We start from the raw sequence: 22,088 nt of genomic DNA on the forward strand, positions 1-22,088 counted from the left end.
GCTTATTGCAGCTGCTCGCCGGTCAGGCGCGTCAGTGCTTCCTGGTACTTGTCGGCGGTCTTGCGCACCACGTCGTCGGGCAGCTTCGGCGCCGGCGCGGTCTTCGGCCACGGCTTGCCGTCGATGCGCACGGCTTCGAGCCAGTCGCGCACGAACTGCTTGTCGAACGATGGCGGATTGGTGCCCACCTGATAGGAGTCGGCCGGCCAGAAGCGCGACGAATCGGCGGTCAGCACTTCGTCCATCAGCGTCAGCGTGCCGTCTTCGTCCAGGCCGAACTCGAACTTCGTATCGGCGATGATGATGCCGCGCGTCGCGGCGAATTCGGCCGCTTCCTTGTACAGGCGGATCGAGATCTCGCGCATTTTTTCGGCCAGTTCGCGGCCGATGCGCTGCTCGACTTCCTCGAACGAGATGTTCTCGTCGTGCTCGCCCATCTCGGCCTTGGCCGCCGGCGTGAAGATCGGCTCGGGCAGCTTCTGCGCATTCTGCAGACCGGTCGGCAGCGCGATGCCGCACACCTTGCCGGTGCTCTGGTAGTCCTTCCAGCCGCTGCCGGCCAGGTAGCCGCGCACCACTGCCTCGACCAGGATCGGCTTCAGGCGCTTGACCACCACGCCGCGGCCGCGCACCTGCGCCACTTCCTCGGGCGCCACCACGCTTTCGGCGCTCACGCCGGTCTCGTGGTTCGGCACGATATGCGCCAGCTTCCTGAACCAGAAATTTGCCATCTGGTTCAGCACGCGGCCCTTGGCCGGAATCGGCTCGCCCATGATCACGTCGAATGCCGACAGGCGGTCGGTGGTCACGATCAGCAGCTTGTCGTCGCCGACGGCGTAGTTGTCGCGGACCTTGCCTCGGCCGAGCAGCGGCAGGGACTGGATGGAGGATTCGTAGAGGGCGTCAGACATGGTGTGAGTGCGGCGGCGGCTGAAAACAAGCGGGGCTTCACGCACGATGCGAAGCCCCATGAAGTACGAACGCCCCGTGCGCGCGCAGCGCGGCCGGGGCGGCAATGCGATTTACTGCACGACCTGGGCGAGCTTGCCGGCCTTGTACTGGCCAGCCACGTCGGCCAGCGACACGGCCTTGATCTTGCTGGCCTGGCCTTCGCAGCCGAACGCCACGTAGCGGGCCTTGCACACCAGCTTGGCGGCTTCGCGGGCCGGCTTCAGGTATTCGCGCGGATCGAACTTGCTCGGGTTCTCCACGAAGAAGCGGCGGATCGCGCCGGTCATCGCCAGGCGGATGTCGGTGTCGATGTTGATCTTGCGCACGCCGTACTTGATGGCTTCCTGGATTTCTTCCACGGGCACGCCGTAGGTTTCCTTCATGTCGCCGCCGAACTTGCGGATTTCCTCGAGCAGCTCCTGCGGCACCGACGACGAACCGTGCATCACCAGGTGGGTGTTCGGAATGCGCGCGTGGATTTCCTTGATGCGGCCGATGGCGAGGATGTCGCCGGTGGGCTTGCGCGTGAACTTGTAGGCGCCGTGCGAGGTGCCGATGGCGATCGCCAGGGCGTCCAGCTGGGTGGCCTTGACGAAGTCGGCGGCCTGCTCCGGATCGGTCAGCAGCATCGAGTGGTCGAGCTTGCCTTCGGCGCCGATGCCGTCTTCCTCGCCGGCTTCACCGGTTTCCAGCGAGCCCAGGCAGCCCAGTTCGCCTTCCACTGTCACGCCCACGGCGTGGGCCAGTTGCACCACCTTGCGGGTCACGTCGACGTTGTATTCGTAGTCGGACGGCGTCTTGCCGTCTTCCTTGAGCGAGCCGTCCATCATCACCGACGAGAAGCCGAGATCGATCGCGCCCTGGCAGATCGCCGGCGACTGACCGTGATCCTGGTGCATCACCACGGGGATGTGCGGGTAGGCTTCCACGGCGGCTTCGATCAGGTGGCGCAGGAAGTGCTCGCCAGCGTATTTGCGCGCGCCGGCCGACGCCTGCATGATCACCGGAGCATTGACCTCGTCGGCGGCCTGCATGATCGCCTGCACCTGTTCGAGGTTGTTCACGTTGAAGGCCGGCAGGCCATAGTTGTTCTCGGCGGCATGGTCCAGCAGCTGGCGCATGGATACGAGTGGCATGTCTAACTCCTGAATGTAAAAAGCTTGGGTATGTCTGAATTCTTCTGAATGCTGCGCCGGGCAGGTTCGCGCATCGGTGGCGCCCCGGTCTGTCCGCCGCGCCACATGGGACGTTTTCCTATCGGCCGCCGCCCACCCGGACGATCTTGAGCGTGTTCGTGCCGCCCGGCTGGCCCATCGGCTCGCCAATTGTCAGCACGATGAAATCGCCACGCTGCACGGCGCCCTGCGCAAGCAGCAGCTCCTCGGCCTGCTCCAGCGCTTCGTCGCGGTCCGTGCTGGACTGCAACGGCAGCGCCACCACGTTGCGGTACAGCTGCATCTTGCGCTGCGAGGCAAGGTTGGGCGTCATCGCGTAGATCGGCACATGAATGCGGTGGCGGCTCATCCACAGCGCGGTGGCGCCGGAATCGGTCAGCGCGGCAATGGCCTTCACGCCTAGATGATAGGCCGTGAACAGCGCACCCATGGCGATCGACTGGTCGATGCGCGCGAAGGTCTGGTTCAGGAAGTCGGTGTCGAGCTGCACCACTTCGGATTTTTCCGCTTCCAGGCAGATTGCGGCCATGGCTTCGACGGTTTCCACGGGATAGCGGCCGGCGGCGGTTTCGGCCGACGTCATCACGGCGTCGGTGCCGTCCAGCACGGCGTTGGCCACGTCGGACACCTCGGCGCGCGTCGGCACCGGATTGACGATCATGCTTTCCATCATCTGGGTGGCGGTGATCGTCAGCTTGTTGGCTTCGCGCGCAAGCTTGATCATGCGCTTTTGCAACGCGGGAACCGCGGCGTTGCCGACTTCCACGGCCAGGTCGCCGCGCGCCACCATGATGCCGTCCGAGGCCTGCAGGATTTCTTCGAGCACGCCCGGGCGGATCGCCTCGGCGCGCTCGATCTTGGCGATCATGCGGGCCTTGTGGCCATGTGGCTGTCCCGCCACGTTGGCCAGCTGCCGCGCCATTTCCATATCGGTGGCGTTCTTCGGAAAGCTCACGGCCACGTAGTCCGCGCCAAGCGCCATGGCGGTCTTGATGTCCTCCATGTCCTTGGCGGTCAGCGCCGGCGCAGAAAGGCCGCCGCCCTGGCGGTTGATGCCCTTGTTGTTGGACAGATCGCCGCCCACGCGCACGGTCGTGAAGATCTCGGTGCCGAGCACGCGATCGACCACCAGCACGATCAAGCCGTCGTTGAGCAGCAGCACGTCGCCGGGTCCGACATCGCGCGGCAGGTCCTTGTAGTCCAGGCCCACGCGGTCCTGCGTGCCGATCTCGCAGGCGGAATCGAGGATGAACGCGTCGCCCGGGCGTAGCGTGACCTTGCCGTTTTCAAACTTGCCGACGCGGATCTTGGGGCCTTGCAGGTCGGCCATGATGGCCACCTCGCGGCCGCACGCAGCGGCCGCTTCGCGCACCAGCGCGGCGCGATCGATGTGATCCTGCGCCGTGCCGTGGGAGAAGTTCAGGCGCACCACGTCGACACCGGCCCCAATCATGCGGGTCAGCATGTCCAGGGAACTGGAGGCGGGGCCGATGGTGGCGACGATCTTGGTGGAACGGGTCATTCGGACGATTTCCTGGTTCGGGACTCTGGAGCCACTCTCAACGGGTTCCGGCCCTTGCGGCGTCTTGCGCCGACGCCGCGGGCTGGCGCTCAACCTGCGGCGCGTTGCTCCAGCACTTCGAAAGCCGGCAGCTTCTTGCCTTCCAGGAATTCCAGGAAGGCGCCGCCGCCGGTGGAGATATAGCCGATCCGGTCGGCGATGTTGTACTTGGCGATGGCGGCCAGCGTGTCGCCGCCGCCGGCGATCGAGAAGGCCTTGGACGAGGCGATGGCTTCGGCCAGCACCTTGGTGCCGTTGCCGAACTGGTCGAACTCGAACACGCCCACCGGTCCGTTCCAGACGATCGTGCCAGCGGCCTTGAGCTGGTCAGCCAGCATCGCCGCGGTCTTCGGCCCGATGTCCAGGATCATGTCGTCGTCGGCCACGTCCTTGACGTCCTTGACCGTGGCTTCGGCCGTGGCGCTGAACGCCTTGGCGCACACCACATCGACGGGGATGGGTACCGATGCGCCGCGCGCGGCCATGATGTCGATGATTGCCTTGGCGTCGCCGGCGAGATCGGCTTCGGCCAGCGACTTGCCGATCTTCAGGCCGGCAGCCAGCATGAACGTGTTGGCAATGCCGCCGCCCACGATCAGGTTGTCGACCTTGTCGGCCAGTGCTTTCAGGATGGTCAGCTTGGTGGAAACCTTCGAACCGGCGACGATGGCCACCAGCGGGCGGGCCGGCTGGCCCAGCGCGCGGCCCAGCGCGTCGATTTCAGCGGCCAGCAGCGGGCCGGCGCAAGCCACCGGCGCAAACTTTGCAATGCCGTGCGTGGTGGCTTCGGCGCGGTGCGCAGTGCCGAATGCATCGTTGACATACACATCGCAGAGCTTGGCCATCTTCTGCGCCAGCTCGTCGCTGTTCTTCTTCTCGCCCTTGTTGACGCGGCAGTTTTCCAGCAGCACCACCTGACCGGGCGCCACTTCCACGCCGTCGACCCAGTTCTGTACCAGCTTCACCGGCCTGGCGAGCAATTCCGACAGGCGCGCAGCGATGGGAGCCAGCGAATCCTCGGGCTTGAACTCGCCCTCGGTCGGTCGGCCCAGATGGGACGTCACCATCACCGCGGCGCCGGCGTCCAGACAGGCCTGGATGGCGGGCACCGAGGCGCGGATGCGCGTGTCCTCGGTGATGTTGCCCGCGTCGTCTTGGGGCACGTTCAGGTCGGCGCGGATAAAGACGCGTTTGCCGGAAATTTTGCCTTGGGAAATGAGATCGGAAAGACGCAGGACAGAAGTCATGGAGGTAAGAGCGGAGACGCGAACGGCATGGGCAAGCCCGTCCGTGATTGTCGGAAAAACCGGCATTTTACCCGATCACTGTTGGGGTTTCGCGCATTCGCCTAGTACACGCCCTATCGACCACATTTGATGGCAATGCATTACCCCTCCTTAGAGGGGGTTAAGTTTCCGTAATTTCTGTTCTGGGTTTGCTGTAAGGTAGCCAGTAATGTACTAAACGTATGCATAGTCAGACACTTAGCCTAGTTTGACAAAATTGGCACATCATTGCCGAGTCCGACAAAGATCGGAGTTATGACACAACAATTCCCGGGACCACGACGAGTCACGCTCGTCGGGTATCTCGGGATTCTGGAAGCTGCCGCAATGAGGGGGGTAAGTAATGGACCAAGCGACGATCCACGGCGCTATCCGTGGTCTTTACGAAGGCATCCTGGACCCAGGAGCGTGGCAACAGAGCCTGCGTGCACTGACCGAGATTGCGGACACCTCGCACGCCTCGATGATGGTGTGGGACACGGTCAACGACCAGATCACGGTCAACGAGATCGTGAATCCAGTCGAAGAACTCTTCGCCGCCTATGAAAACGATTTCCAGCCGATCGATCCGGCCAAGGCGTTCGCGCCGCGGCTGGTGCCCGGCGCTTGGTATGTCGATGCGCGCGACCTGGGCCCACAGGCGATGGCACGCCATCCCTTTTACTGCGATTTCTTCCATCGATTCGGCCTGCGCTCGTATGTGGCTTGCCTGGTGGAAAGACAGCCGCGCTACGAGGTCTATTTCTCGATGCAGCGGGCGCTGTCGCAGGACGCGTTCAGCGGCGAGGACACCCGCAAGCTCGACTGGGTGATCCCGCACATGCGCACCGCCATGGCGATGCGCGGCCGCACGCTGGCCTTGTCGACCATGGCGTCGCTGTCGGCGCGGCTGCTCGAGCGCCTGTCGTTTGCCGTGGCCGTCTACAGCAGCGACCGCCGGCTGCTGCTGGCCAATACGGCGGGCGAACGCTGGGTGCGGCGGCTGGAACCGGCCGGCAAGACATCGGAGTGGCAGCTCTCACGCCATTTCGCCGACATGCTGCAGGCCGCCGGCGACCCGCTCAATCCGCTGGGTGCCCAGGCCGCCCGGGCGATCGACAACGCCGGCAACCAGGCTGAAGTGCTGGTGCTGCCGCTGCCCGCCGCGCACATGCTGGCGTCGCAATGGCAGCAGCCGGCGGCGCTGGTCATCGTGCACGAAGCCGCCGCGCCGTCGGTGCTGCTCGACACGGTGATGCGCACTCTGTACGGCCTGACGCCGGCGGAGAGCCGTCTGGTCTCGCGGCTGGCCACTGGCGAGGGTCTGCCCGAAGCCAGCCGTCAGATGCGCATCCGCCATGAGACAGCGCGCACGCAGCTCAAGTCGATATTCCTCAAGACCGGCTGCACAAGCCAGTCACAGTTGACGCACCTGCTCACCAGGCTGGCCTCCACGCTCAACAGCGGCTGAGATTCCGCCCGCATCATTGTGCCTCCAACGGCTGCGACGCGAGCCCGTTCCGAAATGCTTATCGATACGCGCATCGTCCGCCTTTGCACGCGCGTGGCATCAGAGACGAAGGACAACCCCATGGAAGACAGAGCAAAGCACGACACCATTCGCGCCCTCTATAAGGGGGTCGTCGAGCCCCAGGCCTGGCAGCGCGGCTTGCACGCGCTGTGCCTGCTCAGCGACAGCGCCCAGGCATCCCTTCTGTTCGTAGACACCGGTCTCGGCACGGTGCACGTACGCGCCAGCGCGAACCGGACGGTGGAAGGTGCGCCGGAGCCGCCGTGGCCTCGTCGGCACCTTGGCCTGCCGCGCGCCAGTAGCTTGCCAATAGGTGGCTGGCACATTGAACGCCGCAAGCTGGCGCCTGTCGCAGCCGACAGTCGCGACCTGCACGACGAGCCGTCGTCCGGCGAAAGCGCCCATCCGCCAGCCCTGACTTATCTGGTCGATCGCAAGCCTTCGTACGACGTCTATCTGACGCTGCAGCGCATGCCTGGAGAGGCGGCCTATTCCGAGCACGATGCATACGCGCTGGACTGGGTCATCCCGCATCTACGCGAAGCCATATCGCTGTCCGACCGGACGTTCGTCACCGCCACCCACGAACGGGTGTCGACCGACCTCTTCAACCGCCTGCCATTCGGCGTGATCGTCTTCGCCGAATCGGGCAAGGTGCTGCTTGCCAACGATGCGGGCGCCCCATGGGTGCAGCGGTTGTTGCCGGCGATGACGGTCAGCGATCTCGCCGCCAGCGCGGGCGGCGCCGCGGCCTCGACATCGCCGGACCTCGGCGGCTGGCAGTTGTCGCGCCCATTTACGGACGTGCTGCGCGCGCTGTCCAATCCGGACGCGCATCTCCCCATCCAGGCCGTGCGGGCAGTCGGTGCCGACGGACGCTCCACGCAAATCGTGGCGGTGGGACTGACGCCGACCAACTCCCTGCCGTCAACATGGCCGGGCCGGCCGATCCTGGCAAGCATCCACGAGAGCCACGACGGGCCCCGCGCCGCGCCGGCCGTGCTGCGCGACCTGTACGGATTGACGCCCGCAGAAAACCGTCTGGCTATGCTGCTGACGCAGGGCATGGGCCTGCCGGACGCATGCGCGCACCTGGGCATCAAGCGCGAAACCAGCCGCTCCCAGCTGAAATCGATCTTCACCAAGACCAACACCGGCACGCAGGCGCAGTTGTCGCATCTGCTGACGCGGCTCGGCAGCGTGATGGCCGAGCCCGCCAGGTGGCGGCACAACTAGCCCAGAAAGCGCAGCGCAGTGTAGACGCCCATCCCCACCACGATCATGCCGACCATGCGGCGCGTCAGCAGATAGCAGACGGTGGCGGCGATGCCGGCCATCAGTTTGTCGTTGCTGGGCGCGATCGTGAAGTGGCCTTCGAATGTCAGCAGGTCTGGCAGGATGATTGCCGCCAGCGCCGCGGCCGGCGCATAGCGCAAGGCGCGCTGGATGCGGTCCGGCACCGTGACGCGCTCGCCCGCCATCAGGAACAGCGCGCGCGTAAGCACCGTGACCACGGTCATACCGACGATGGCGATCCAGGTTTCCAGGTGGCTCATGCCTGGTCTCCCGACTGCACATGGCGTTCCTTGCGGGCGCGGATGCCGCGCAATGCGGCGCGTGCCGCGAATTCGTCGCTGGCCATGCCCGCCGCGATCGCCGCCATGACCGCGATAACCAGCGACAGACGGTACGGCAGGTCGAAGCACAGCAGCGCCACCACGGCCGACACCACCACGGCCATCAGCATCGAGCGCGAGTTGATCGTCGCGATCATCAGCGGAATCAACGCCAGCGTGCCAGCCAGCGCCAGTCCCCAGCTATCGGGAAACAGGCTGGCCAGCAGGATGCCGACGATCGACGACACCTGCCACGTGGCGCAATTGATCAGCGCCATGCCCCAGAAAAAACCTTCCTTGCCGGGCACATAACCGGGCTCGACATAACGCTGCATGAAATACACGAAATGCAGGTCGCCGTTGAAAAAGCCCAGCAGCGTACGGCGGCGCGTCGGCAGGTAATTGAAGTGGGGCTGCAGCGCGGCGCTGAAGATCACGAAGCGCAGGTTGACCACCGCGGCGGTCAGCCACACGGTCCAGATCGGCATGCCCGCGGCAAACAACGGCAGCACGGCCAGTTGCGCCGATCCGGCATACACCAGCAGCGACATGCCGATGGCTTCCGGCACGGTCAGCGCCGATTTGCTCATGGCCACCCCGGTCACCAGCCCCCAGGCAAAAACCGCGGGCAAGGACGGCGCGAAGAATCGCGCGCCGTCGAGAAAGGCGTTGCGTTCCACCTCGGCAAAGCGATGCCAGAGGCGCAACCACACCGGAGACGACTGTCGGGGTGTCATGGCGAAATGAGAAGAGAAGACACGGCAGGCCGTCTTGCGCGGCGTGGCCGTCGGGGGACTTCCCAGCCGCGCCAGGCGCGACCGGGAAGCAAAGCAGCCATTATAGGCGTGGGACAGCCGCAGGTAAGCAGCAGCTTAAAAGTGAGGAACTGACTGTTGTTTCGCGACCAATGCGCGAGCGTCGGGCGGCTTTTGGTGGCTTCCGGCCGGCTTCCGGCCGGCTTCAGGCCGGCTTGCCCGGCGCGGGCGCAAGCAACGGCGCCGCCGCGGCGGTCGTGGGCTCGTCGCCGTCGTCCCCGCCGCCCGCCTGGCCGAGATCGATGCCCGACGTTTCCGGCAGCAGCGCCGCGGACACCATCACCAGCGCATAGCCGACGCCGGCCACCATGGCGATCGCCAACGCCAGCGTGGTGCGTCCGCTATTGAGCCAGCCGACCGCCAGCGGGAAGAACGAGCCGATCACGCGGCCGAGGTTGTACGACACACCGTAGCCGGTGGCGCGCACGCTGCTGGGATACGACTCGGAAATCGTCGCGCCGATCCCCGAAAACACGCCCTGCATCAGCACGCCCAGCGGGAAACCGAGGAACAGCATCGAGGTGTTCGACACCGGGATCACCATGTAGATCATCGCCATCACGAACGCGCCGGCGGCAAACGCCATATAGGTGAGGCGGCGTCCCCAGCGGTCGGTGGCATAGGCGCCGGCCACGTATCCGACCAGCGATCCGAGGATCGTCACGGCCAGGTAGGAACTGGTGCCGAATACCGACAGACCGCGCTCGGTCTTCAGAAACGTCGGCAGCCATGTGGCGATGGCGTAGTAGGCGCCCAGCATGCCGCCCGACAGCAGGCTGCACAGCACGGTCTTGCGCAACAGCGGACGCCGGAACACGCGCGCCAGATCGGCTGCGGGCGACGCGTTGCCCCGCTCCGCGCGGCTCTTCAGGAACACTTCGGGCTCCTGCAGGTTTCGGCGCAGGTACACCACCACGAGCGCAGGCAGGATGCCCAGGAAGAAGCAGACGCGCCACGCCACTTCGGGCTCGAACAGGTTGAACGTGATGGCGTAGGCAATCGCCGCGCCGCCCCAGCCAAACGAATAGCTGCTGGCCGTGAAACCCGAATACTTGCCGCGGTGGGCCGGATTGCGGATCAGCTCGGTCACCAGCACCATGCACAGCGACGATTCCCCGCCGAAGCCGAGCCCCTGCAGCATGCGGAACACCATCAACTGCTCGGGCGAGTTGGCGATGCCGCACAGGAAGCACGACACGGCAAACACCAGGATCGTCCAGCGCAGCACGCGCACGCGGCCAAAGCGGTCGGCCAACAGGCCCGCGCCGATGGCGCCCACCAGCGACGACACCAGCGTCCACGTGACGATGGCGCCGGCCATCGACTTGCTCATGCCCCACTGCGCCAGCAGCGTCGAAATCAGAAACGAATAGATCATGAAGTCGAACACATCGACCGCATGGCCGAGGAACGCTCCGTAAAAGCCCTTGCGCTCGGCGCGCGATAACTCCCTGAACCAGTCCAGCATGATCGATTCCTCCCCTGTTCCTGTTTTGGGTCTTCAGATTCTTCAGATATGTGTCGAAGCGGGCAGCCCGGCGGGCGGCCGGAATGCATAGCCGGCGTCTTCCAGCAATTGCGCGAAGCGCAGCGACGTCAGGTCGCCAAAGCGCCGCGCCACGATCTGCACGCCGACCGGCAGGCCGTCGCGCGCCGGGCCGATCGGCGCCACCGTCGACGGCAGGCCGCACAGTCCCGAATGGCCGGCCCAGAACAGTTGCGACGTGAGCGGCAAGGGCTGGCCGTTCACGCGGATCGAGCGCTGCCAGGGCTCGCCGGCCTCGTCGATCGGAAACGCGGTGGTGGACGCCGCCGGGCACAACAGCACGTCGTAGTCGCAGAAGAAGCGGCTCCATGCCCGCGCAAACGTTTCGCGCGTATGCTGCAGCAACAGCCACTGGCGATGGCTCAGCGTGGCGCCGGTGAACTGCAGCGTGGCGTAGGTCGCATCGGCCGGATCGGCGCCGGCGGCACGTGCCATGGCATCGGCAAACGCAGCGTCATCCATATGCAACGATGTGGTGGCGCGCAGCAGCAGCACGTAGGTGCGCCACAGCGATGCGGCGTCGAAATCGGGGCGGACGTTCCAGGCGACCGCCGCGCCCTGCCGCGCGAGCCATTCCCCAAGACCGGCGATGGCGTCGCTGACGGCGGCATCGGCTTCGGCCAGCGGGTGCGTGGGCAGCACGGCCACGCGGAAATCGGCAAGATGCGCGCGCTCGCAAGGCGGCAGATCGAGTTGCCACGCGCTGGCGTGACCCGCATCGGGACCGGCGATCGCGCGCAGCACCAGTTCCAGATCCCGCGCGCTGCGCGCGATGGGGCCCGCCACGTTGATGTCCTGCTCGGCAAAGCTGTCCGCGCCATTGCCGTGCCCGCGCAGCGGCACGATGCCGTGGCTGCTCTTGTGCGAAAACACGCCGCAGTAGTGCGCGGGATTGCGCAGCGACGAGCCGATATCGGAACCGACATCGAAAAAACTCATGCCCGCGCACACCGCCGCCGCGCTGCCACCCGACGATCCGCCCGGCGTGCGCGTCAGATCGTGCGGATTGCGCGTGGTGCCGTAGATCGCGTTGTAGCTTTGCCAGTCGCGCAGGCCCAGCGGCACATTGGTCTTGCCGAGCAGCACCGCCCCATGCGCGCGCAGTCGTTCGACCACCACGGCGTCCGCGGTTGCGCGGTGCGCGAGGCGCGCCGGCGCGCCGCACGTGGTGGGCCAGCCGCCGACATCGAACGATTCCTTGATCGAGAATGGAATGCCGTCGAGCGGCCCATGCAGCCGGCCCGCGCGACGGCGCGCGTCGCTCTGCGCAGCGGCCTCGCGCGCGGCGTCGAAATCGGCCAGCACCAGCGCATTGACTTGCCCGTTGTGCGCTGACCATGCCGCCTGACACGCCTCCACCAACGCCAGCGCGGTGGTTTCCCCGCGCGCCAGCTGCGCGGCCGCGACATGCGCTGGAAGAAAACGGGCCTCCGGCCGGGGCGAATCGGCCGGTTTCAGGTCAGGCTGGGTCACGGGGGCTCCGATATTGTCATGGGCCGGCTGGGCGGTACGCAGCCGGGTCTGTCACGATCTCAGTGCATCGATCGGTATACTATATTCATACTTATTCGAATAACAAGGCAGTATTTATGCCAGGGTTGGATGCACCGCAACAAGGAAAATAGCCACTCTTCAGGCAGATGGTGGGGCCCCAATGCCGCGCGGCGCACCAAAATGCGGACGATTTTGTATACCGTTTGGTGCCAAACCCCGCCCGACGAAATGGGACGGCTAGCGCCGCAGCAGACCAACCAGATCGTCGATGTCCGGAAGCACCGCTTCGCGGCCGACCGCCTCGCCCGCTTGCGCGTCCAGCACGCCCTCGGCCAGGGCCCGCTTGCCCTGATGCAGGTCGACAATGCGTTCCTCGATCGTGCCGGCGGCAATCAGCCGATAGACCGTGACAGGCCGTTGCTGGCCGATGCGGTGCGCACGGCCCATCGCCTGGTCTTCGGCGGCCGGGTTCCACCACGGATCGGCAATCACCACGTAATCCGCCGCGGTCAGGTTCAGCCCAAACCCGCCGGCCTTCAGGCTGATCAGGAAGATATCGCCCTCGCCCGACTGGAAGGCGGCCACGCGCCGCGTGCGCTCGGCCGCGGGCGTCGCCCCGTCAAGGTATTGCCACGCCAGGCCGGCGTCGTCGAGCGACTGGCGCAGCAGTTGCAGGAAATCGACGAACTGGCTGAACACCAGCGTCTTGTGGCCATTGGCGGCGAGCGTGGCGGCCAGTTCGGCAAATGCGCGCACCTTTGCGCCGGGCTGCCCCACTTCAGGCGTCACGAGGCGCGCATCGCAGGCGGCGCGGCGCATGCGCATCAGTTGCGCCAGCACGTGGATGCGCGCCTCGGCTTCCGGCAATGCGGCAGGGGCGCGCTTGTCCCGCTTCGGGCGCAGCAGCGCGCGTTCGGCTTCGGACAGCGCCTGGCGGCGCAGCGCCTCGTAGTGCGCCGCCTCGGCCGGCTCGGGCGCGACGCGGATCACGAGTTCGGTGCGCGGCGGCAGTTCGTCGAGAACCTGGGATTTGGTCCGCCGCAGCACGAACGGTGCAATCATGCGGCGCAAACGCACGCGCGGATCGCGCGCGCCGTTGCGTTCGATCGGATTGGCGAAATGCTCGTTGAAGCGCGCCAGCGACCCCAGCAATCCGGGATTGCAGAAGCGCATCACGGCCCACAGTTCGGCCAACCGGTTTTCCACGGGCGTGCCCGACAACGCGATCCGGCAGTTGGCCTGCAGCGCAAACATCGCCTGGGCGCGCCGCGACGCGGGATTCTTGAACGACTGCGCTTCGTCGGCGACCACGGTATGCCAGACGCGCTCGCAGAACGCCTTGCGCGCCTGTTGCAGCAGGTTGTAGGAGACGATGACCAGATCGCCAGCGCCCGCCTGGCCGACGATCGCGTCGCGGTCGCCCTCGGCGTAGGACAGCACGCGCAGCGCGGGCGCAAAGCGGCGCGCTTCGGCCGCCCAGTTGCCGCAGACCGACGTCGGCGCCACCACCAGCGCCGCGCCGCCGCCCGCACGCGCCAGCAGCAACGCCAGCGCCTGCAGCGTCTTGCCCAGGCCCATGTCGTCGGCCAGGCACGCGCCAAATCCCGCCTCGGCCAGCGACATCATCCAGCGAAAGCCTTCGACCTGATATGGCCGCAGATCGGCGGCGAGCGTGGCCGGCAGCGCCGCATCGGTCTGGCGCGCGTCACGCAGCCGCTTCACGCGCGTGCGGAAATGCGCATCGGGATCGACGCCCACGCCGGCCAGCACATCGTCGAGCCAAGGCGTGGCTACCAGCGGCACGCGGATGCCGTCGCGCACGCCGTCGCCGACGCAAGCCAGATCGCGCAGCCGGTCGCGCAACTGCCGCGTCAGCGCCACGTAGACGCCATGCTCCATCGGGATGAACCGGCCGGCGTGGCCGTGCGCCCAGGCCACGAGCTTTTCCAGCGACAACACCAGGCCCTCGGCAACCTGAAGCTGGCCGACCAGCTTGAACCATTCGCCGCCGGTGGTCACGCTGACCGACAATTGCGGCAGGTCGGCTGGCACCACGCGCAGCTCGCGCCCGCGCGGCCATTCCAGATCGATCACGGCGTCGAGCCCCGGCAGCACTTCGATGGCCGTCAACGCATCTTCCGGGTCGTCGAGCGTCCAGTGATATTCGCCACTGGCCGGCGACTGCCGCACCAGGAACGGCAGCGCATCGAAGACCTGTGCCACATGCGCCAGTTCGGCATCGGGATCGCGCTGGGTGACCAGCGTTTGTCCGCCGATCGTCGCCATCAACGTTGCGCGGCCATGACCGGGCGCCAGCCGCGGGCCGGCCGCGCCGAACGGCGTGACCACCAGACGCAGGCTGATGCCGCGCCCAACCGGCGCCACTTCGGCGCGCAGCCGCGACTCCGCGTCGCGCTCGCGCGCCTCGCCGGCATGATCGGCATGGATCTGGAAGTGCCCGGCCAGCGCGCGCAGCGTACTGTCCAGCCGCGCCTGCGCATCGGCCGGCACGGTGAGGCCATCGGCAATCAGTTTGGCCGCGCTCTGCTGGGCGGCCGTGAAGCGGACCACGCGCAAGCGGCGCGCACCGTCCTGCAGAACGGTGATCTGGCGCAGCGCCTCGGCTTCCTCGCGCGCCGCTGCCGGCAGAAAATCCTCCATCGATTTCGGTGCGCGCAGCGGCGGCACGATGCGCAGCACGAAGCGGTCGCCCTCGCGCAACGCTTCCAGCGCGGGCGACGATTCCACCACTTCCATCGGAATAGTCGGCGCATGCGCCAGCACCACGCCGGGATGGCCGACCAGCGCCATCATGGCGGCGGCGCGATCGAGCACGTGGCGGCGATTACGCGAGCTGTCGCGCCGGATGGCGCGCGCCACGCGCACGTCACAGGGCGCCAGGGTGTCGTCGGCAGCCACGCGCGCCAGCGGCACCGGACGCGGCTTGCTCCAGCCGCGCGGGCCGCGGGTCTGCTCCAGCGCCTCGATGGTGCCCGGCTCGCCGTCGGCGTCGACGGTAATCGCCCACAACAGCCGTCGCCCTGGCTGCGCGTCGTCGGCCGGCGTCGCGCCGCCGGCCAGCGCCTCGAGTGCGCCAAGCGCGTCCTGCCAGGGCGCGTCCGCGGCGGCGGCGAGGGGATCAGGGGTCGGATCGGTTTGTGGCACGCACTCAATCGGGGCTGGGCTGAAGGTGCGATTGTAGAACGGTGCGTCCGGCCTTCGCGTTGGCACACAAGGCCCCCCGGCTTACAATGCAGCCTTTACGACTTTTGTTGGTGCTCAGGGAGACAACCATGTCGATGGCAGATCGCGACGGCAAGATCTGGATGGATGGCAAGCTGATTGAATGGCGCGACGCCAAGATTCACGTGCTGACGCACACCCTGCACTACGGCATGGGCGTATTCGAAGGCGTGCGTGCCTACAAGACCCCGGAAGGCACCGCGATCTTCCGCCTGAAAGAGCACACGCGCCGCCTGTTCAACTCGGCCAAGATCTTCCAGATGGCCATGCCGTTCGACGAGGCGACGCTCGAAGCCGCGCAACGCGAGGTGGTACGCGCCAACAACCTGGAGTCGTGCTACATCCGCCCGCTGGTGTGGATCGGGTCCGAAAAGCTTGGCGTGTCGGCCAAGGGCAACACGATCCACGTGGCCATCGCCGCGTGGCCGTGGGGCGCCTATCTGGGCGAGGAAGGCCTGGAGCGCGGCATCCGCGTCAAGACATCGTCCTTCACGCGCCATCACGTCAATGTGTCGCTGGTGCGCGCCAAGGCCAGCGGCTACTACATCAACTCGATCCTGGCCAACCAGGAAGCCACCGGGCTGGGCTATGACGAAGCGCTGCTGCTCGATACCGACGGCTACGTCAGCGAAGGCTCGGGCGAGAATGTGTTCATCGTGCGCAATGGCGTGATCTACACCCCGGATCTGGCCTCGTGCCTGGACGGCATCACCCGCGACGCCACGCTGACCATCGCCCGCGACCTCGGCATCGAAGTCCGCGAAAAGCGCATCACCCGCGACGAGATGTATTGCGCCGACGAAGCGTTTTTCACCGGCACGGCCGCCGAAGTCACGCCGATCCGCGAACTGGACGACCGCGTCATTGGCGAAGGCCGTCGTGGCCCGATCACCAAACGCGTGCAGGACGCGTTTTTCGCCGCCGTCGGCGGCACCGACGAAAAATACAGGAAGTGGCTGACGCTGGTCTGATCCGGCGCCCAAGCCCCCGAGCGAACTCAATTCCCCGCAAGACAACCGCTACACCATGACGCAAACCGCAACCGTCGTCGAAATCGGCGCAGAAGACATTCCGCTGCATTGCCCCACCGGAAACACCCCGGCCTGGAACTATCATCCCCGTGTTTTCCTGGACGTGGCGGACACCGGCGAAGTGAAATGCCCGTACTGCGGCACCGTGTACAAGCTCAAGCCGGGCACCGTGCTGAAGGGCCACCACTGACCCGCGCGGCCCCCGCCCCTCGCCTGCGTTTCGATCTGACGCCCCGGGCCGCCCAGCGCCCCGGGGCGTTGACACGCCCGGGCATCGTGAAACAGGGCCACGCAATCCCCACAAAATGAGAAAAGCCCTCGTCATTGCCCCCAACTGGATCGGCGACGCCCTGATGGCGCAGCCGCTCTTTGCGCTGATCAAGGCCCGGCATCCGCGCCTGATGATCGACGCGCTCGCGCCCAAATGGGTCGCGCCCGTGCTGGCGCGCATGCCTGAGATCAGCAAGGTGTTTCCGAGCGATCTCGCCCACGGCAAGCTGCAACTGAGCGCGCGCCTGATGTTCGCGCAGCAGCTCAAGCACGAAGGCTACGACGTGGCCTACGTGCTGCCCAATTCGCTGAAATCGGCACTGATCCCGTTCCTGGCCGGCATTCCGCTGCGCATCGGCTATCGCGGCGAAGCGCGCTTCGGCATGCTCAATATTCGCCATGCCAATCCGCCGCGCGACAATCGTCCGCCGATGGTGGAGCACTATGCGCGCCTGGCGCTCAAGCCCGGCGCGCGACTTCCCGAATCGATTCCCGACCCCCGGCTCAAGGTGGATCCCGCGCGCATGGCCGCCACGGCCGAGCGCTTCGGCATCGCGCCCGGCACACGGCTGATCGCGTTTTGCCCCGGCGCCGAATTCGGCCCGGCCAAGCGCTGGCCGGCCGCGCATTTCGCGGCGCTGGCGCAGATGCTGCGCCGCTCCTACCCATACGCGCAGATGGTGACGCTGGGGTCCGCCAAGGACGCCGAAATTGCCGACGAGATCGTCCAGGGCGCGCCGTTCGTGCGCAACCTGTGCGGCCAGACCTCGCTGGACGATGCGGTCGATCTGCTGGCGCTGTCGGAGGCCGCGGTCTGCAACGATTCCGGGCTCATGCACGTGACCGCCGCGCTGAACCGGCCGCAAGTGGCCGTGTTCGGTTCGAGCGACCCGCGCCACACGCCCCCGCTGTCACAGGCTGCGAGTATCATGTGGCTTCAACTCGAGTGCAGCCCTTGCTTCAAACGCGAGTGCCCGCTCGGCCATCTGCGCTGCCTGAAGGAGATCGAACCCGAAATGGTGTTCGTCGAGTTGCGCAAGCTCCTGCACCGTCCCTGATCACACAACATGCCCCGTTTCGCCCGCCTGTTCGATTCCGCAGAAGACATCGTCGATGCCTTCCGCGAAGCCATGAAATTGCGCGATGCCGATGGCGCGCTGCGGCTCTGGCTCGATGAAGATTCCGTGACCTGCGTGATGCCCGATGGCCAGCGTCTGATCGGCCATGAAAACCTGCGCCAGGCGTTTGCGCAGTTGCTGGAAGAACAGCCGGTGCTGATCGACGCGATCGAGACCAGCAGCCACGCATCGCTGGGCGTATCGATCTTCGACGTGACCGAGGCCCTGCGCTTTGGCGAAGGACGGGTCGAAGCCGATCTTTTCGTGCATACCACCTACGTGCTGATGCAGAACCACGAAGGCTGGCGCCTGGCCCACATTCACTGCAGCCCCGCCAACGCGGTGCAGGTGGCCGCAGTGGCCGTTGCACCGGGACAGGCGCTGCACTGAGCCGTCCCATTCCGGCGATGCAGTTCGGCAACGCTTTCGACACGCCCTGGTGGCTGCGCGGCGGACACGCGCAGACCATCCTGCCGGCCCGCTTCACGCGCCATCGCCGCATCACGTTCCGCCGCGAACGCTGGGACACGCCCGATGGCGATTTCATCGATCTCGACTGGACCACGCACGCCGCCGCGCCCGACGCGCCATTGGTGGTCATGTTCCACGGACTGGAAGGCGATTCCCGCAGCCATTACGCGCAAACGCTGATGGTGGCGCTGCGCGAGCGCGGCTGGCAGGGCGTGATCCCGCATTTTCGCGGCTGCTCGGGACAGCTCAACCAGGCGCCGCGTTTCTACCATTCCGGCGATTCGGCCGAGATCCGCTGGGTACTGCATCGCCTGCGCGACCAGTTGCGCGCGACGGCGCCGATGCGGCCGATGCTGGCTGTCGGCATTTCGCTCGGCGGCAACGCGCTGCTGCGCTTTCTGGGCGAGGACGGGCGCGACGCAAATTTCCTGCGCGCAGCCGCGTCGGTCTCCGCCCCGCTCGACCTCGCAGCCGGCGGCGCGGCGTTGTCGAGCGGCTTCAACATGATCTACACGCGCATGTTCCTGCAAACGCTCAAGCGCAAGTCGCTGGCCAAGCTGGAGCAGTTTCCCGGCCTGTTCGACCGCCAGTCGATGCTGTCCAGCCGCGACCTGTACGCGTTCGACAATGTGGTGACGGCGCCGCTGCACGGTTTTCGCGATACCGACGACTACTGGACGCGCGCTTCGAGCAAGCCGATCCTTGGCGAGATCCGCATTCCCACGCTGGTGCTCAATGCGCGCAACGATCCGTTTTTGCCGGCGCGCCATCTGCCCGGCCCGGCCGAGGTGAGTGCCGACGTCCTGCTGGAACAGCCGGAGCACGGCGGGCATGTCGGCTTCATGACGCCGCGCGGCGGGCTGCTGGGCCAGCTCCCGTTGCTACCCGTGGCCGGCCACATCGAATGGCTGCCCGCGCGCATACTCGACTTCTTCGATAGCGTGGGCAAATAAAGGAGACAGACCATGGACGAGGTAGTCAAGCAAGCCATGGCACGCTGGCCGAACGTGCCTAACTGCTACGGCTGGCTATTGCTGGATCGGCGCGGCCAATGGCGCATGCGCAACGAATACGCTCAGCAGCACGGCCTGTCGGGCGACCCCATCCGGCACGAGGCGCTGATCGGATTCATCGAGCGCAACTACACGCGCGATGCGCATGGCGCGTGGTACTTCCAGAATGGTCCGCAACGGGTCTTTGTCTCGCTGATGTATGCGCCGTGGATCGTGCGGCTGCACGATGGCGCATTCGAAACCTCAACGGGCAGGGCATTCGCGGTCGACGCGTGCTTCGCGGATGAACACGGCAACGTCGTGCTGGCCGGCTGCATCGAAGGCGTGGACGGCGTGCAAGCCGCGCTGCTGCACGATCACGACCTCGACGGTTTCAGCGGCGCATGCGATTGGCACGGCGATGCCTGCGGCGCGGCTCTGGGCGTATTCCATCACGACGGCCGCGACATCGACATCGAACCGATCGCCGAGGCCGAAGTCCCGGCCCGCTTCGGATTTGTGCGGGCGCCGGCGGCGCCATGATCGGCAACCAGGCGCGCGGCGCACGATCGTATCGTGCCCGGCGTGCCACGGTTCAGTTCGGCATGCCCTTGTTGTCCTGGCGATCTTCCTTGAATTGCAGTTGAAGCTGGTGCAGGCGCGCGTCGACTTCGGACAGCGTGTAGAAATCGCCGTCGCCCGCCTTGCGGGCAATCTGCAACTGCTCGATCGCTGCCTGGCACGCGCCGTCCATCGCGTATTTTTCCGCCATCGCCTGATGCTGTTGCAGACGCTTGCCCTGCGCCGCGTACGCTTTAGCCAGCATTTCCCACCATTCCGAGCGGCCCGATTCTTCGCGCGTGCGTGAGCGCAGGAACGCCACGGCCTCATCAAGACGGTTGGCGGCCAGCAGCGTGTCGGCGTAAGCCAGTGCGGCGGCGTGCGATAACGGAAATGCTTTCAGGGTGGCGCTCGCCTGGTTCATCGCGTCCTGCATCCGGCCTTCGCCCCGCGCCAGTTCCACCGCCATCACGTCCAGCATCGGCGTTCCCGACGTGGCGCCGGGAATGTTGCCGTAGAGCCGCCGGGCTTCGGCCAGCGCCCGTTCCGCATCGGGAAAACGGCCGAGCTTTTGATTGGCGAATGCCATGCCGTAGTAGATCGCCGGCAACCGCACCGGCGATGCGCCGGCAATTTGCGCCTGGAACACCTGTAACGTATTGCGCAGGTCGTTCGGCGTCGGCTCCTGCAACACGCGCGCGCGCACCCGTGCGAATTCATAGTCAGGCGTATTGCCGACCTTGCGCGCGGCAACGTGGCGCACGCGATCTTGCATGTCGGCGATACGTTCGGATGTCAGCGGGTGAGTCCGGACGTAGGCGGGGACCGAATTGTCGGAGATGCCCATCACCCGCTGCAGCCGCTGGAAGAAATCGGGCATGCCCTGGGGATCGAATCCGGCGGCCGTCATGATCTGAAAACCAACGCGATCGGCTTCGCGCTCTGCGCCGCGCGAGAAGGACAACTGGTTCGCAATTGCCGCGCCCTGCCCGCCCATGGCCAACGCAGCGGCCGCGTCGCCGCTCTTGGTGGCGGCCAGCCCGGCAAGCACCATCGACGCCAGCGCAATCCACATCGACTGGTCCTGGCTGGTGATGCCGCGCGCGATGTGACGTTGCGTGACGTGGCCGATTTCGTGGCCGAGCACCGACGCCAGTTCCGATTCGCTTTCCGACTGCACCAACAGCCCCGTGTGCACGCCGATATAGCCGCCCGGCATGGCGAAGGCGTTGATCGATCGGTCGCGCACGCCGAACAGCTCGAATCCCGTCGCAAAGGTGCCGGCGCCGTTCGATCCCGCCAGATTCTGGCGGCGCGCGGCCTGGACCAGGCGATAGCCAAGCGCGTTCAGGTAATCATTGAGCAGCGGGTCGGACACATAGTCGGGATCGCGCCGAATGCTCCGCATGATGCGATCGCCCAAGCGCTTTTCCATGTCGGGAGATAACGACGCGGTAGACGGGTCGCCCATGTCGGGCAACTGGATGCCCGCGCTTTCCACCACCGTGTTGCCGCTGCGCAGGCCGAAATCCGATTTCTGGCCCGCACGCACGCTGCGGCTGAGGTTGTCGTAGACCTGATCGCTCACGTCGCCGGTGAGGCCCGGCGTCGGCACGGTCGCCTGCGATGTCGCCGGCGTCGCCGGCAGGCGGGTGCTGACGCCCGCCGCCGGACCGGGCTTCGATGCGGAAATGGCGCTCGCGCCGGTCGCGGCGGGCGTGCCTTGCGGCCACGCCGGCGCGGCCATAGTCAGGACGAGCACGGCCGCCATCGCACGCGTGAAATGCGGCGTGCGGGCGGCAGGCGTGCCGGGTTGGACAACTGGGGCGCTCAACCGGTCGGGCAGGCGGCGAGGCCATGGATTCTTGGGCATATTGCTATGATAGCGGCCTCCGGATGGCGTTCCCATCGGGCAAGCCCCAGCCCGATGCGCCGCCACGTTCAGCCCTGTTCCATCACCTCCGCCCATGAATCAGCTCACCCATTTCGATACCGCCGGACAGGCCCATATGGTCGACGTCGGCAACAAGGCCAGCACCCACCGGGTGGCCGTGGCAACCGGCACCATCACCATGCAGCCCGGCACCTTTGCACTGGTGCGCGACGGCAATGCGAAGAAAGGCGATGTCCTGGGCATTGCGCGCGTGGCCGCCATCATGGCAACCAAGCGCACGTCGGACCTGATTCCACTCTGCCATCCGATCGGACTGACCAAGGTGGCGGTGGATTTCGCACTGGACGAACCGAGTTCGACCATTGCCTGCGTGGTGCGCACCGAAACGCACGGCCAGACCGGCGTGGAAATGGAGGCGCTGACCGGCGTGCAGGTCGCCCTGCTGACCATCTACGACATGTGCAAGGCGGTGGACCGGGGGATGGTGATCGGCAACGTGAAATTGCTGGAAAAGCACGGTGGAAAGTCGGGGGATTGGGTGGCGGGGACTTGAC

General features: G+C 66.3%; 19 protein-coding genes. 9 read left to right on the forward strand and 10 right to left on the reverse strand.

Annotation, left to right across the window (positions count from 1 at the left end; all coding sequences use genetic code 11):
* Nucleotides 1-2: 2 nt before the first annotated feature.
* From F7R19_RS09070 to F7R19_RS09085, 4 genes are all read right to left on the reverse strand, one after another.
* The gene (locus tag F7R19_RS09070) at nucleotides 3-911 is read right to left on the reverse strand and encodes a phosphoribosylaminoimidazolesuccinocarboxamide synthase (RefSeq protein WP_150980054.1); all 909 of its coding nucleotides are present in this window, start codon (nucleotides 909-911) and stop codon (nucleotides 3-5) included.
* A gap of 111 nt (nucleotides 912-1,022) precedes the next feature.
* Complete coding sequence (fba, locus tag F7R19_RS09075) at nucleotides 1,023-2,087, reverse strand: class II fructose-bisphosphate aldolase (protein ID WP_061954914.1); 1,065 nt, start codon at nucleotides 2,085-2,087, stop codon at nucleotides 1,023-1,025.
* 118 nt (nucleotides 2,088-2,205) lie between these two features.
* The gene (gene pyk, locus F7R19_RS09080; RefSeq protein WP_150980055.1) at nucleotides 2,206-3,648 is read right to left on the reverse strand and encodes a pyruvate kinase; all 1,443 of its coding nucleotides are present in this window, start codon (nucleotides 3,646-3,648) and stop codon (nucleotides 2,206-2,208) included.
* Between the two features lie 89 nt (nucleotides 3,649-3,737).
* Nucleotides 3,738-4,934, reverse strand: coding sequence for a phosphoglycerate kinase (locus F7R19_RS09085; protein WP_061954910.1), 1,197 nt, complete (start codon nucleotides 4,932-4,934; stop codon nucleotides 3,738-3,740).
* Nucleotides 4,935-5,316: 382 nt separating this feature from the next.
* Here F7R19_RS09085 and F7R19_RS09090 point away from each other — a divergent pair, with 382 nt between their 5' ends.
* Together F7R19_RS09090 and F7R19_RS09095 are read left to right on the forward strand one after the other, a co-directional pair.
* Nucleotides 5,317-6,423 (forward strand): helix-turn-helix transcriptional regulator, encoded by a 1,107-nt coding sequence (locus F7R19_RS09090; protein WP_150980056.1) that lies wholly within the window; start codon nucleotides 5,317-5,319, stop codon nucleotides 6,421-6,423.
* A gap of 120 nt (nucleotides 6,424-6,543) precedes the next feature.
* Nucleotides 6,544-7,719, forward strand: a complete 1,176-nt coding sequence (locus F7R19_RS09095) for a helix-turn-helix transcriptional regulator (protein ID WP_150980057.1) — start codon at nucleotides 6,544-6,546, stop codon at nucleotides 7,717-7,719.
* Here the strand turns inward: F7R19_RS09095 and F7R19_RS09100 are convergent.
* From F7R19_RS09100 to F7R19_RS09120, 5 genes are all read right to left on the reverse strand, one after another.
* The gene (locus F7R19_RS09100; RefSeq protein ID WP_061954906.1) at nucleotides 7,716-8,039 is read right to left on the reverse strand and encodes an AzlD domain-containing protein; all 324 of its coding nucleotides are present in this window, start codon (nucleotides 8,037-8,039) and stop codon (nucleotides 7,716-7,718) included. The two genes, F7R19_RS09095 and F7R19_RS09100, sit on opposite strands and share 4 nt — an antisense overlap.
* Nucleotides 8,036-8,836 carry an AzlC family ABC transporter permease gene (locus F7R19_RS09105; protein WP_061954904.1) on the reverse strand — a complete coding sequence of 267 codons (801 nt, stop codon included), beginning with the start codon at nucleotides 8,834-8,836 and terminating at the stop codon, nucleotides 8,036-8,038. The genes F7R19_RS09100 and F7R19_RS09105 overlap by 4 nt, the downstream gene beginning before the upstream one ends.
* 223 nt (nucleotides 8,837-9,059) lie before the next feature.
* Nucleotides 9,060-10,382: an MFS transporter gene (locus tag F7R19_RS09110; protein WP_061954902.1), complete on the reverse strand. Its 1,323-nt coding sequence runs from the start codon at nucleotides 10,380-10,382 to the stop codon at nucleotides 9,060-9,062.
* Nucleotides 10,383-10,424: 42 nt separating this feature from the next.
* Nucleotides 10,425-11,933: an amidase gene (locus F7R19_RS09115; protein ID WP_150980058.1), complete on the reverse strand. Its 1,509-nt coding sequence runs from the start codon at nucleotides 11,931-11,933 to the stop codon at nucleotides 10,425-10,427.
* Between the two features lie 258 nt (nucleotides 11,934-12,191).
* Complete coding sequence (locus F7R19_RS09120; protein WP_223505654.1) at nucleotides 12,192-15,119, reverse strand: DEAD/DEAH box helicase; 2,928 nt, start codon at nucleotides 15,117-15,119, stop codon at nucleotides 12,192-12,194.
* A 128-nt stretch (nucleotides 15,120-15,247) separates the two neighbouring features.
* Between F7R19_RS09120 and F7R19_RS09125 the strand changes: the two genes are divergently transcribed.
* The 6 genes from F7R19_RS09125 to F7R19_RS09150 all read left to right on the forward strand — a co-directional run bounded on the left by F7R19_RS09125 (nucleotide 15,248) and on the right by F7R19_RS09150 (nucleotide 19,622).
* Entirely contained in the window at nucleotides 15,248-16,168 is a 921-nt protein-coding gene (locus F7R19_RS09125) for a branched-chain amino acid transaminase (protein ID WP_061954898.1), read from the forward strand.
* A 55-nt stretch (nucleotides 16,169-16,223) separates the two neighbouring features.
* A complete protein-coding gene (locus tag F7R19_RS09130) occupies nucleotides 16,224-16,418 on the forward strand; it encodes a zinc-finger domain-containing protein (protein ID WP_061954896.1) in 195 nt (64 codons plus the stop codon).
* Nucleotides 16,419-16,533: 115 nt separating this feature from the next.
* Nucleotides 16,534-17,556: a lipopolysaccharide heptosyltransferase II gene (gene waaF, locus F7R19_RS09135; RefSeq protein ID WP_150980059.1), complete on the forward strand. Its 1,023-nt coding sequence runs from the start codon at nucleotides 16,534-16,536 to the stop codon at nucleotides 17,554-17,556.
* Nucleotides 17,557-17,565: 9 nt separating this feature from the next.
* Nucleotides 17,566-18,006, forward strand: a complete 441-nt coding sequence (locus F7R19_RS09140; RefSeq protein ID WP_061954892.1) for a YybH family protein — start codon at nucleotides 17,566-17,568, stop codon at nucleotides 18,004-18,006.
* Nucleotides 18,007-18,023: 17 nt separating this feature from the next.
* On the forward strand, nucleotides 18,024-19,040 hold the full coding sequence (locus F7R19_RS09145; RefSeq protein ID WP_061954890.1) for a hydrolase: 1,017 nt from the start codon (nucleotides 18,024-18,026) through the stop codon (nucleotides 19,038-19,040).
* 12 nt (nucleotides 19,041-19,052) lie between these two features.
* Nucleotides 19,053-19,622, forward strand: a complete 570-nt coding sequence (locus F7R19_RS09150; protein WP_150980060.1) for a DUF2946 family protein — start codon at nucleotides 19,053-19,055, stop codon at nucleotides 19,620-19,622.
* A 52-nt stretch (nucleotides 19,623-19,674) separates the two neighbouring features.
* On the opposite strand, the gene F7R19_RS09155 is transcribed toward F7R19_RS09150, so the two are convergent.
* Complete coding sequence (locus tag F7R19_RS09155) at nucleotides 19,675-21,411, reverse strand: beta-barrel assembly-enhancing protease (RefSeq protein WP_223505939.1); 1,737 nt, start codon at nucleotides 21,409-21,411, stop codon at nucleotides 19,675-19,677.
* Between the two features lie 196 nt (nucleotides 21,412-21,607).
* On the opposite strand from F7R19_RS09155, the gene moaC reads away from it, so the two are divergent.
* Nucleotides 21,608-22,087, forward strand: coding sequence for a cyclic pyranopterin monophosphate synthase MoaC (gene moaC / locus F7R19_RS09160; RefSeq protein WP_150980062.1), 480 nt, complete (start codon nucleotides 21,608-21,610; stop codon nucleotides 22,085-22,087).
* Nucleotide 22,088: the final 1 nt, after the last annotated feature.

The organism is Cupriavidus pauculus, from assembly GCF_008801835.1.
GTDB classification, from domain to species: Bacteria; Pseudomonadota; Gammaproteobacteria; order Burkholderiales; family Burkholderiaceae; genus Cupriavidus; species Cupriavidus pauculus.